Consider the following 12841-nt stretch of genomic DNA (forward strand, 5'->3'; position numbering starts at 1 on the left):
GCCCTCCCCATCCGATAGTTGGATGAGGAGGGCAATGGATGATCCTATTAAGACACGGAATGGGTCTGGGCTGCCGCCAATCGGATGCTGCGCCACTGCTGCTGCAAGGACGCCAGCTTAAGCTCTTCTCCGGCTTCCCCGAGCGTCTCTTCCAGCCCCTGGGCGAAGGAGGTAAGTTCGCCCGCCAGCCCTTCCGCCGCGCGGGCGGTCTCCAGCCGGAACGCTTCCGCGGTCGCCTCGTTCCAGAGCTGCTTCACCTGCTCCAGCCAGACGTCCGCCGCCCGGAACAGCTCGACCTCAAGCTCATCCCGCAGCGCAACCTTGGCGTTCTTCTCGAAGAAATGCTTCGGGCTGCGGAAGGCGTTCCACAGCCGCTTGGCATCGAAGCTCAGCGCGGTCGGGAACGGCTCGGAGACCGGAAGCTCCAGCTTCGCCTTCGCCGGCGCTTCCGGAACGAAGCCTTCCAGCGACGCGTTCGCCGCTTCTTCGCCGATGCGTGCGGTTACCTGCTTATTCAAGGCATTCTCCAGCCGCAAGCCGGCCGAGCGCAGCTCTTGCAGCAGATCTTCGCCGACGCTGCGCTGGAGGTCCGCCCAGCAAGCCGGGAGCAGCTTCTTCAGGTCCCGTCCGTCGTCCTGAAGTACCGAAGGGTGGAACGCTCCCATGAAGTGCTCGTTGAAGCGGTACTTGACCCGCTGTCTCAGGTGGTAGAGCTGGTCTCCGAGCTCCTGAAGAATCGGCTGGACGGCCGCGTCGTTCTTCGCGGATTCCATCCGCGAGCGAAGCTGGTTCGCTTGGTCCAGCATGCGCTGCTTGCGCGCCTGTCTCGTCGCCGTGTCTTCGTTCGCGGATTCCAGCAGCTTCGTCAGCAGGCCGTCGATCCGTTCGAGCTCCTTCTGGGCCGCCGCGACGGCAAGGCCTCCCAATTCCTCTTCCGAGAAGCGGCGGAATGCCTTCTCGAACGCCGACAGGCCCGAAGCCTGCAGCGCCGCTGCCGACCGCTCCAGCTTCGCCTTGAGGCCGTTCAAGCTGGAGACGGGGTACAATCTCGGCTTGCGGATTCCGTGCTTCAGGAGCTGGCTAGCGACATGCTCTTCGACCGATCTTAATTCTTCTTCTGACGAAGCTAGGTCGGCCGCGTTGATGACGAAGAACATTTTATCCAACTCGAAGACGTCCTTAACGCTGCCGAGCTGGTTCAAGAAGCTGCGGTCGGCTTCCGTGAACGCATGGTTGTAATACGTGACGAACAGCACCGCGTCGGCATCCTTGATGTATTGGAACGCCACGCCGGTATGGCGGGCGTTGATCGAATCCGCCCCCGGCGTATCGACGAGCACCGCCCCGCTTCTCGTCAGCGGCGCATCGATATGAAGGTCCGCCGACGCGACGAAGCAGGACGCTTCCTCTTCCGCTACGAAGCGGCGGTACTCCTGTTCCTCCGCGCGAAGCTCCGTGCCGAGCTTCTCCCCGTAACGGCTCCAGCCCGATTCCGCGGCCCGGAGGAACGCGAGGTGAGGCCGCCCCTTCGGATGAAGCTCGTCGGGGGTCATACGGGCGGCCAGCTTCAGCAGGGCTCCGACGTCCTCGCCGGCCTTCGCGATCTCCTCCGCCCCGACGCCGATGCGATCGAGGGAATGGGCGACGTCTTCCCGCATCGCTTCCGGCGTCTTCATCTTGATCAGCGCCGTCCCGTGCGGGAAGCCTTCGGCCGGAGCGACGATCCGGTTGATGGTCGCCGTCGTCGGATTGGGCGAGACGGGAAGCGCCGGCATGCCGACCAGCGCGTTCGCGAACGACGACTTCCCGGCGCTGAACGCGCCGAACAGGGCGATCGTGAAGCGATTGTTGCGGAATCGCTCCGCCTTCGCTTTGATTCCCTCCGCTTGCTTTCTCAGCGTAGGGAAAGGAACGAGGAGCCCGGCCGCCCGCTCGAGAAGCTCCGCCGCGCCTTGCTGGGCACCGACGAAGGCGGTCTCCTCCGCCGGTTGATCCCGACCTGCCTGATCGGAGGCTTCCAGCCCGGCAGACGGAAGCGCCTCGATCGTCATCGAGGCCGCCGCCGCCGTACGAACGCCTTCCGTTCGCTGATCCAGCTGCGCGGCGTCCAGCTCCTTCACTTCGGGCAATGCCGCTACGGATGCGGCGGACGACTCCGGCAGCAGGCGCAGCAATTGCCGCTCGGCCGCCTGCTCCTCGGCCTCGAGCTCGGCCAGCCGGTCGGCCGCCTCTTCGCTCGCCGCCAGCCCGCGAAGCTCGCCCAAGAGTCTCTGCCGAGCTTCCTCCCGTCCAGGCTGTCGAAGTGCGTCCAGCTCGGACGCCAGGTCCAGCGCCGCTCTTCTCACTTGCGCCTTCAGGGAGGCGCTCAGCTCCGAAGAGAAGTGAATCGTCGCTTGGCCGTCCGCGCTCGCGCCGGGCTTCACCTGCTGACGGATCCATTCCGGGGTCAGCTCCGGCTGAAGCCGCTCCAGCTTCGCTTCCAGCGCTTCCCCTTCGTAGCCAGCCTCCTTGGCGTCCTGCCGCAGCAGCTCCGCCACATGCCCATGGACGTTCGCCGCAAGCTGGCTGGCAAGGTCGCGCGCAAGCTCGGCGAGCCGGCGCTCTCGCTCCGCTTCCGTCTTCGCGGCGCCTCCGAACCAGCCTCCGGCTTTGAAGCCGTTCTGCAGGCTCTCAAGCACTTCCCGCGCGCGATCGCGAGTCTCGGCAGGGGTGAGGTTCGCGTTGTTCAGCAGCCGGTCGAGGCGATCGCGGAACAGCGTCAGCCGGCTCTCGCTGTCGCCCTCCAGCTCCGCCAGCCTCTTCTCCAGGCTGGCGTGCTCTGCCTGAAGGCGAGTCAATTCTTCCAGTCCGCCCGCCTGCTCGACCAGTTTCTCGCGCTCATCGGAGTTGCCTTGCTTCACGAACTCGCGGAATTGCTCGCCCAGATACTCGGCGGATCGTCTCGCGCTTCGCAGCATGAGCGGCTCTCGCAGCGGCTTCAGCCCTTCGATGACGTCGATCAGCTCTTCCCATTGCGAGAGCGGATGCTCCGGCACCCGCAGCGACAGGAAGACCATGCCGGCAGGCTCGATCTTCCAATTGTTCATCGCCTGCCGCAATCCGTCGCGGAATTTCGCGAAGGAAACCTCTTCTTCCCGATGCTTATCGATCATGTTGACGATCAAATAAGTCGGCTTGCCCCAGCGGTGCAGCGTGCGCATGAAGCGGAAGTTGACCTCGGAGAGGACATGATTGTAGTCGCTGACGAAGAAGACGACGTCGGCAAGGTGCAAGGCCGATTCCGTCGCCGCCCGGTGAGCGCCGTCGGTCGAATCTACTCCCGGCGTGTCGACCAGAGCAAGGCCTCCGCGCAGCAGAGGCACCGGATAGGTCACGTCGATGGATGCTACGCCTTCGCCGTCGATCGCCAGATCGTTCAGCCGCTCGACGGGCAGATTCGGCGTCTCGGTCGTCCGGCCGTCCTTGGAGCGGAACAGCACGTGCGCGGCCGGCTCGCCGTCACGGACGGTAACCACGTTCGCCGTCGTCGGAATCGGGGAGGAAGGCAGCAGATCGGCTCCCATCAGAGCGTTCACCAGCGTGGACTTGCCCGCGGAGAAATGGCCGCAGAAGGCGATCGTAAGCAGCCCTCTGTCCAGCTTGTCGGCCAGCTCGCCGAATTTGTCCCGTTGAATCTCGTCTCCCGCCGCGCCTGCCTGCTCTGCCATTCGGCGCAGCGCCGTTCCGTATGTCGATAATTCGATTGCTTCCGTTCCCTGTCGCGTCATTCGTTATTCCCTTCCCTATGTCGAAGCGCCGGAAGGCGCTTGGTCCTTGGATTTCGTGTTCATGCTCCGCTTGCTGCCGGCCGTTGCCTTCGGTTTCTCTTGTTTTGGCGCCTTGGCCGATTCGCTTGCCCCGCCTGAATTGCCGGCCTTTGCGGTCTTAACCGACTTGCCTGCGCTTCCGCCTCTCTTCGCCTTCGCGGGCTGGAGGGCTGCTTTCATGCGTTTCTTCCCCTCCGGACACACGTCAAGCAGAGGGCAAACGTCGCACTGCGGATTCTGGGCTTTGCAATGATATCTCCCGAAGAAAATCAAGCGATGATGCGTAATCGTCCATTCCTCGCGCGGAACGAGCTTCATGAGTCTCTTCTCGACCTCTAGCACGCTGTCGTCCGGCTTCGCGATACCGAGCCTTTTCGAGACGCGTTCCACGTGAGTGTCCACCGCGATCGCCGGCACGTCGAACGCATTGGATACGACGACGTTTGCCGTCTTCCTTCCGACCCCCGGCAGCTCCGTCAAAGCCGAGTGCTCGCGCGGGACCTCGCCGTCGTATTTATCGATCAGAATCCGGGACAGCTTCTGGATATTGGCCGCTTTGTTCCGGAACAGGCCGATCCGGCGAATATCGTTCTCCAGCTCTTCCAACGGAACGGACATATAATCTTCGGGCCGGCGATACTTCTCGAACAGCGTCGCCGTCACTTTATTGACCGTCTCGTCCGTGCATTGGGCCGACAGCAGCACCGCGATCGTCAGCTCGAACGGGTTGCGATGATTGAGCTCGCAGCGGGCATCCGGGAACATCTCGGCGATCGTATCCAGTATATGCCTCATTCTTACAGCGTTCATTAGGCAGCTCCAATCTCTTCTCTAAGAAAGGAATAAAACAATGAAAATCACGTTACAAGTTTACCGAAACTTTGAACAAGCGGCAACACTTTGAGGATGCGATTCCCATCGAAAAAGGCTGCCCCGGGATCTTTAAGGATCACCGAAGGCAGCCTCCGCCAAGAAAAACGATTATTTGACGATCTCGATCGCTTGGTTGCGATAAACGTAATACGTAACGGAAACCCCGTTGGCGAGCGAGGAGAGCGCGATCGTCGCGTCGCCGGAATGAATGTAGGCGCCCGTGCGGACGGCCACATACTCCGTTTCGACCGTCGTCGACGACTTCTTGAAGTAAACCGTATCCCCGTTCAGGTACCAAACCGTCTTCGTGATAGGAGACAGCACGTTAACGATCGTTTGGCCATTCTCGTTCACGCGAACCTCGACGCGATCGTCCGTCTTCAAGGAAGAAAGCGTGCTGTAGGTGGCTCCGCCCTTCGTTACGATGACCGTCGAAGCGGCGTTGATCACTTCCGAATCTCCATCGTAGGTGTTGACGGTAAGCGAAGAGCTTCCTACCGATTCGAGAATGCCGAGCGTGATTTTAATCGACTGGACGGACTGCAGGGTGTTGCCCAGCAGCGTCGCGTTGATCGTGTCGCCTGCCGTAAGGGCGGACAACGTCGAGGCGCTTCCGTTCACGTTGGTGAACTTCACGGAAGAATCGATGGTCCACGAGGTCGTGACGCCTGTCGAAGCATTCTGAACCGTCAGCTTGTTGGTATTCGCATCGACGGATACAACCTCCAGCTGCGCGGTCTTCAACACTTTGATGGAGACGATCGACGTCTGATCGCTCGACAGATAAGCGGTAACGACATCGCCCTTGGCAACGTTGGCATATGTCGCCGAAGACTTGCCGAACAGCTCAACCGTCGGACTTCCGTAATAAAGCGACTGGTTGGTGCCATCCGCCAGCTTCAGCGTAAGCGAATGGGTGCTCGTATCGTTAGTAATGACCGTGCCGCTGTATCTCGATACGAAGGAGATGTAGTACAAGACGCCTTCCGAATAGCCGATGTCGACCTTGCGGCCCTTGATGAAGTAATTCTGCGCCGTCGCCTTGGTGATCGTCGTGCCGTTGTAGTCGTAACGCGTGTTCGCATTGATCTCGTATGCAGAAGACTTGCCGCTGCTATCCTTGATCAGCACGATGTTGTCGTCCGCTACGTACGAAGAGATCGTGCCGCCGGACAAAGTCTTGATCGAACGGTCCTTGACCGCAATGCCGATCACCGTACCGGAATCGTTGACGGTAAGCTCGATGGAATCGCCCTTGAACAGATCGTTCAGGCCGGTGTTCGTCACGCCCGTGATCGCGACGGTGACGTTCTTGTCATAGAACTTCGCCTTGATGTCGCTCGAATTCAACGAGGACGTGTACTGAATCGTCTTCTCCGTCGTGTCGGCCTTGAAGAAGTACCCGCTGACCGTCTGCCCCGAAGATTTGGTAATGACGATATCCGTGTACTCGCCGTTGCTGATCTTGTAAGTGATCGAGGCTCCTGCCTTCAATTCCGTCTTCTTGACGTATTCGCCGTCCTTCTGGATCGTTGCGGTGGAGGCTACGCTTCTTGTCTCCGATACGGCCGTCGCGCTGTCTTTGACCGTCAGCGCGCCGGTCGCGGAATCGAAGCTTACGATCGTGCCGCTGCCCGACTTATTGACCGTGGAAGTCGTGACCGATACGGCCAGAAGCTTGCCTGCGGAGCTGTAATTGTCAACGACGAGCTTCAGCTTCGCGCCTGCCGGAATGTCCGACAAAGAGATCGCGTTGCCCTCGGAATCCGTTACCGCCGGAAGGTTGGCGGAATCGTAAGGATAAGTAGCGACATCGTCTCCGTTCAAGACCGTCACTTGGCTCTTGCTCGCGCTTACGACGACAAGCTCTCCTTCCGCCGTCTTCACGCGGGCGGTATCGCTAAGCTGTTCCGCATAAGCGGCCGTGCCGTCGCCGGAGCCGATGACAAGCGCTTCGCCATAGGCTTTGAGCCCGGCGACCGTTCCCAGCTTCTCCGTATCGGAACGGGAGAACAGCGTGCCGTCCGTAACCGCGTAATTCGTAATCGTGCCGTTCGATTGCAGCAGCTTCAGCTGCGTCGGACTCACTTGCAGCAAGATGCCCGTGGCTTGGCCCGGGAAGGAAGTCGCGGCTTTGGCTTCCGCGCGGCTGAACAGCGTCGCCGCCGTGGCGCGGGTAACGTTGCCCTTGGGATCGAACTTGTTGCCGTCGATGCCGTTCACCAAGCCGTTGCTGACCGCAACGTTAATGAAGCCGAGATATTCGGAGCCGATCGAGGCATTGTCCGCGAAGGAGGTTGCCTTGCCCGCTTGATCCGCGGCGTCCGCGTTCTTGCCGATCGCGCGGACCAGCAGCCTTGCGATCCATTCGCGGCTGGCCGGCGTGCTTCCCCACTTCTTGGCCGATTCCTTGTTCGCGATCTCGAACTCTTCGGACATGCTGATCAGATTTTGCTTGAACGCGTAATTCACGTACGGCTTGAAATAATTATCGACCGAGAACGTGTCGGGGAAAGCCACGACATCGCTGGTATTCACCTTGTCTTCCAAGCCCATGAAGCGAAGTGCGATAAGGACCGCCTCTTGGCGGGTTAAAGAAGAATTCGGAGAATACAAGCCGTTATTGCCTTTGACCAGCCCTTGCAGGGCCAGCTTGGCAATATGCTTCTCCGCCCAATGGCCTGCCGGCACATCGGAGAACGGCGTCGAAGCCGCCGCAGAGGCGCGAGGGGCGTGGAACGCCAACCCCGTCCACACCAAAGCCAAGATTATTACCAGGCTGATCCATGATTTGCCTCGCAAAGCTATCGCCATATCCCTATCGCTCCTATTCGAATTGTTCTTCTAGAGAAGATGAGTGCTTCCGTTCGCTACTCGAGCTGCAAATACTTCTTGATGGCGGTTGCCAAGCCTTGAGCCAGATTGCTCTGGAATTTATCCGTATACATCACGCTCTCGTCGCCCGAGTTCGACAGATACCCGGCTTCGAACAGAACGGCCGGCATCGTCGTCTCCCGCGTGACCGCCAAGCTCTTCTGAATGACTCCGCGGTCTCGGAGACCGGTTGTCGGCGTCGCGTAGGTCTGGACCATCTTCGCGAAAGACAGGCTGGCGTCGCGCGTATAATAGACTTCCGTTCCGGATATCGTGTTCTTCGTATTGCTGTTGCCGTGAACCGACAGGAAGAGATCGGCCTTGATCGAGTTGGCCAGATTGTAACGGTCGGCCAACGAAGGGTATGTATCTCCCGAGCGGGTCATGACGATGTTCAGCCTCGAGTCCGCAGCCAGAATCGCTTGCAGCTTCAGAATGACGGCCAGGTTGAAGTCCTTCTCCAGCCTGCCGGTGATGCTGGAAGCGCCGGGATCGGAGCCGCCGTGTCCCGCGTCGAGCACGATCGTATAGACTCCGGTCGAAGGCTTCGGCGGAATGGTCGTCGGATCCGCGAGGATGATGGTCAGGGTCTGGGTCGCCGCGTCGTTGGATAGCTCATAGCCCCACTTTTGCTTTAAGTCCAGCACGAACCTCAGCGTCTTGGGGTTGTCGGAGAACAGCGAATAGCGAATCTTCGTCAAGGCGACGTGATCCGTCACCGCTATCTCGCCTAACGACTTCACGTTTCCGTTGGCGTCGACCGGAAGCGCCGGCTGGAAGCCGCTCGCGAATTCCGTCATCGGCAGGTCGATGACGATTCGATCCGGTCCGGTCAACACGGAGGTCTTCGGCTGCAAGGAGCCGCTGTACTTCAGAACGATGGCGTTGTTCCCGTAGGAGACCGATTGGATCTGCGCAATCGCCGAGTTCTCCGATCCTCCGCCGTTCTGACTGCCGGAACCGCCGTTCTCGGACTCCGTTCCTCCGCCCTCCGGTAGGCTCGGATCTCCGCTGCCTCCCGGGCTGCCGTTATCGACGGGGCCGTTAGAGCCTCCGGATCCGTTAGAGCTGCCTGAGCCGTTGGAATTGCCTGTGCCGTTTGTGTTGCCGGATCCGTTAGATCCGGAATCGGAGCCGGAGCTCCCGGTGTTGCTGTACAGGAAGACCGACTTGTTCGTGTTCTCCCAATACACTTGAAGGCCGAAAGCCTCCCCCACGAAACGCAAGGGGATGAGCGTGCTGCCCGACTTGGCCGTTGGCGGCGCTTGCAGAGAAACTTCTTTGCCGTCGACCGTAGCCGTCTTCTTGTCTAGCACCATTTGAACCGTCGAGCTTCCGCTCTTCACCGTCACCTGTTTCTTGCTGCTGTCGTAATCGACTTTGTAGCCCAGGTTCTCCCCGACGATCCGCACGGGAACCATCGTAAAGTTGCCGATCAAGGCAGGAGGTTCAACCGGATTCAAAATTTTGCCGTCCAGTACAAGCTTCGGAGTGACCTCGGCAGAGGCGGTTCCGCAAGCCATGAACAGCATGACGGCGACGACAAACAACAGGGACGTCCACTTCTTCATGCTTCACCTCGGTGTCTAATGTTGTGAAAGTGCAATCTTGCCGATGGATTGCCCACCCAGCTTGCCCACGAACATTAGACGTGCCGATTCGCCAAAAGTTGCGAGAAAACGAGGAAAAAAAGACCCCGGTTCCCGAAATATGCCGTATCGGGATCCAGGGTCTTCCACGCTGCCTTCTATCGTTTGCCGAGCCGATGCCCGGCCTCGAGCGGTCTATTAGAACTTGTTCGCCAGACGGGCTTCGTTCTTCGCTTCGTATGCCGCGATCAGGTCGCTGTGCTGCAGGGTCAGGCCGATGTCGTCCAAGCCGAGCAGCAGGAATTGGCGGCGATGCTCGTCGAGCTCGAAGCGGATCGTCAGGTCCGCGCCGTCCGTGATGACCTTGTTCTCCAGGTCGACCGTCAGCTTGAAGCCGACGTTGGCGTTCGTGCGCTGGAACAGGTCTTCGACTTGCTCTTCGCTGAGCTTGATCGGCAGGATGCCGTTCTTGAAGCAGTTGTTGTAGAAAATGTCCGCGAACGAAGGAGCGATGACGACGCGGAAGCCGTAGTCCAGAATCGCCCACGGAGCGTGCTCGCGGGAGGAGCCGCAGCCGAAGTTCGCGCGGGAGATCAAGATGCTGGAGCCTTGGTAGCGCTCTTGGTTGAGGCTGAACTCCGGAATGACGTTGCCCTTCTCGTCCCAGCGCCATTCGAAGAACAGGAATTGGCCGAAGCCGCTGCGTTCGATTCTCTTCAGGAACTGCTTAGGAATGATGGCATCGGTATCCACGTTCACGCGGTCGACCGGCGTAACGATGCCCGTAAGTTGTTTGAATGCTTCCATGGTATCGAATCTCCCTTCTTATGCCGTTACTTCGGAACGGAATTCCCAGTTGCGAACGTCGGTGAACTTGCCCTTGACCGCCGCTGCGGCAGCCATCTCCGGAGACACCAGGTGCGTGCGGCCGCCGCGTCCTTGGCGACCTTCGAAGTTGCGGTTCGAAGTGGACGCGCAGCGCTCGCCCGGCTTCAGCACGTCGGGGTTCATCGCGAGGCACATCGAGCAGCCCGCTTCGCGCCATTCGAAGCCCGCGGCGGTGAAGATCTTGTCGAGGCCTTCCTTCTCGGCTTGCAGCTTGACGCGGCCGGAGCCTGGAACGACGATCGCGGTCACGTTCGGGCTGACCTTGTGGCCTTGGGCAACCTTGGCGGCGGCGCGAAGGTCTTCGATGCGTCCGTTCGTGCAGGAGCCGATGAAGACGTAGTCGATCGGAATCTCGGACATCGGAGTGCCCGGCTTCAGATCCATGTATTCAAGCGCCTTCTCGGCGGCTTTGCGTTCGTTCTCGGTAGGCAGCTTCTCCGGATAAGGAACGGAGGAAGTGATTCCCGTGCCCATGCCCGGGCTTGTGCCCCAAGTCACTTGCGGGACGAGCTCCTCGACGTTCAGTTCGACGACCGTGTCGTAGACGGCGCCTTCATCGGAGGTCAATGCCTTCCATTGCTCGACGGCGCGGTCGAAGTCTTCGCCTTGCGGAGCGTATTCGCGGCCGCGCAGGTAGTTGAAGGTCGTCTCGTCCGGAGCGATCAGGCCGGCGCGGGCTCCGCCTTCGATGGACATGTTGCACACGGTCATGCGCTCTTCCATCGACAGTTCGCGGATCGCTTCGCCCGTGTACTCGATAACGTAGCCGGTAGCGAAGTCGGTGCCGTACTTGGCGATCAGGCCGAGGATCAAGTCCTTCGCCGTGATGCCGGCGGGGCGCTTGCCGACGAAGCGGACTTCCATCGTCTTCGCCTTGGCTTGCTGCAGGCATTGCGTAGCCAGAACGTGCTCGACTTCGCTCGTTCCGATCCCGAAGGCGAGAGCGCCGAACGCGCCGTGCGTCGACGTGTGGCTGTCGCCGCAGACGATCGTCTTGCCCGGATGAGTCAGGCCCAGCTCAGGACCCATGACGTGAACGACGCCTTGGTCGAGCGTGTTCAGGTCGTACAGCTTCACGCCGAACTCGCGGCAATTGTTCGTCAGCGTGTCCACTTGCTGCTTGGAGATCGGATCGGCGATGTTGAAGCGATCCTTCGTCGGCACGTTGTGGTCCATCGTCGCGAAGGTCAGCTCCGGACGGCGAACCTTGCGGCCCGTCATGCGAAGGCCTTCGAACGCTTGCGGAGAAGTTACTTCGTGAACCAGATGCAAGTCGATGTACAGAATGCTCGGCTTGCCCGCTTCCGAATGAATCTCGTGATTGTTCCAAATTTTCTCGAACATCGTCAGTTTGCTCATTCTACATTCACCCCATATGAAATGTTATCTCTGCGAGATCGGCCAAGCGGCGGGGAAGCGGATGGAGCGTCAGGCTTCCCGCCGCTCCGCGTCCCGGCCATGCAGGCTCTAGCGGCGATTGAACCGATTCCGATCTGAATATGCCTCTACTATAACATCCCTTGTTTCATTGCTCCAAGATATAATAACTATAAGCTTGATAGGTTCGTGCTATAAACAAACGCAAGGCCAATAAACGTTTTCGCTTGAGAATCTCTCCTTATCAACCTCCTCTTCTAACCTAAACGATGCTGGATTCGGCTTCAAGGCTTCAAAATTTAACAGCAATGAAGCCAATGGAGCGGCGAGGACCTCCCTCCTGCTCTTTTTTATTCGTCTCGCCATATCCCAACTATTAAGTCCGACGCCTTCATAGTTTCATGCTATAATGATAACAACCATTTGAATGCCCCAAGCGCGGAAGCTTGAGGCAAGAAAGGAGCTCTCCCATGGAACTGCGCCTGCTGCAGTACGTCATTCAGATCGCCGCGGAACGCAATTTCTCCCGCGCCGCGGAGAAGCTTCATATCGCCCAGCCGTCTCTTAGCCAGCAGCTCTCCAAGCTCGAGAAGGAGCTCGGCATCCTGCTGTTCAAGCGAAGCACGAACTCCGTGGAACTCACCTATGCCGGGACCATCTTCGTCGAGAAAGCGAAGCAGATCGTCGATATGACCGAGCAGCTGCGCCAGGAGATGGAGGACATCGCGGATCTGCGCAAGGGCCGCATCATCGTCGGCAGCCTGCCGATCACGGGAGCCCACGTTCTCCCCGACGTGCTGACGGCGTTCCGCCAGGCTCATCCGAGCATCGAGATCGCTCTCGTCGAGGAGACGACGCTGCAGCTCGAACAGCTGACCGCCTCCGGAGGCGCCGATGTCAGCCTGCTCTCCCTGCCCGTCATCGATTCTTCCCTTACGTACGAACCGATTATCGAAGAGGAGATTTTCCTGGCGGTGCCGCCCGATCATCGTCTTGCCCAGTCCGGTTCCAGGGAACCGATCGAACTCGCGGAGATGAAGGACGAATCCTTCGTTCTCCTCAAGAGAGGGCAAGGCTTCCGGGCGATCGCGTACGACCTGTGCCAGAAAGCCGGATTCGCGCCGCGCGTCGTGTTCGAGAGCAGCAACATCGAGACCGTCCAATCGCTGGTCGCCGCCGGCATGGGCGTCGGCTTCGTGCCGCATATGGTCGCCAGGAGCGCGCAGGAAGGAAGCCATACCCCCGCCTACATCCGACTGAAGGGCAAGCCGACCCGAACGCTCGTCATCGGCTATCGCAAAGGGCGTTACCTGTCCAATGCGGCCGAGGCGTTCATCGATATTTTCCGCAAGACCATGCATTCCCTCTCGCAGCAAGTCCCGGGCAAATAATAAGGCGGGTCGGCTCGCGGAAAAATAACCCGGGAGTAGCGAT

Annotated in this window: 6 protein-coding genes and 1 pseudogene; 1 reads left to right on the forward strand and 6 read right to left on the reverse strand. The window is 59.7% G+C overall.

Annotated elements, in window-relative coordinates:
• Positions 1 to 47 precede the first annotated feature (47 nt).
• The 6 genes and pseudogenes from ELR57_RS14525 to leuC all read right to left on the reverse strand — a co-directional run bounded on the left by ELR57_RS14525 (position 48) and on the right by leuC (position 11389).
• Positions 48 to 3767, reverse strand: a complete 3720-nt coding sequence (locus tag ELR57_RS14525; protein WP_126959817.1) for a dynamin family protein — start codon at positions 3765 to 3767, stop codon at positions 48 to 50.
• A gap of 210 nt (positions 3768 to 3977) precedes the next feature.
• A pseudogene (gene nth / locus ELR57_RS14530) lies at positions 3978 to 4616 on the reverse strand (endonuclease III); the annotation flags it as partial.
• 171 nt (positions 4617 to 4787) lie between these two features.
• Positions 4788 to 7493 carry an S-layer homology domain-containing protein gene (locus tag ELR57_RS14535; RefSeq protein ID WP_126959819.1) on the reverse strand — a complete coding sequence of 902 codons (2706 nt, stop codon included), beginning with the start codon at positions 7491 to 7493 and terminating at the stop codon, positions 4788 to 4790.
• A 56-nt stretch (positions 7494 to 7549) separates the two neighbouring features.
• Complete coding sequence (locus tag ELR57_RS14540) at positions 7550 to 9124, reverse strand: N-acetylmuramoyl-L-alanine amidase family protein (protein ID WP_126959820.1); 1575 nt, start codon at positions 9122 to 9124, stop codon at positions 7550 to 7552.
• A gap of 216 nt (positions 9125 to 9340) precedes the next feature.
• The gene (gene leuD, locus ELR57_RS14545; protein WP_126959821.1) at positions 9341 to 9949 is read right to left on the reverse strand and encodes a 3-isopropylmalate dehydratase small subunit; all 609 of its coding nucleotides are present in this window, start codon (positions 9947 to 9949) and stop codon (positions 9341 to 9343) included.
• A gap of 18 nt (positions 9950 to 9967) precedes the next feature.
• A complete protein-coding gene (gene leuC / locus ELR57_RS14550) occupies positions 9968 to 11389 on the reverse strand; it encodes a 3-isopropylmalate dehydratase large subunit (protein WP_126959822.1) in 1422 nt (473 codons plus the stop codon).
• A 488-nt stretch (positions 11390 to 11877) separates the two neighbouring features.
• On the opposite strand from leuC, the gene ELR57_RS14555 reads away from it, so the two are divergent.
• A complete protein-coding gene (locus ELR57_RS14555) occupies positions 11878 to 12798 on the forward strand; it encodes a LysR family transcriptional regulator (RefSeq protein ID WP_126959823.1) in 921 nt (306 codons plus the stop codon).
• Positions 12799 to 12841 lie beyond the last annotated feature (43 nt).

The sequence above is a fragment of the Cohnella sp. AR92 genome (assembly GCF_003990975.1).
Classification (GTDB): Bacteria; Bacillota; Bacilli; order Paenibacillales; family Paenibacillaceae; genus Cohnella.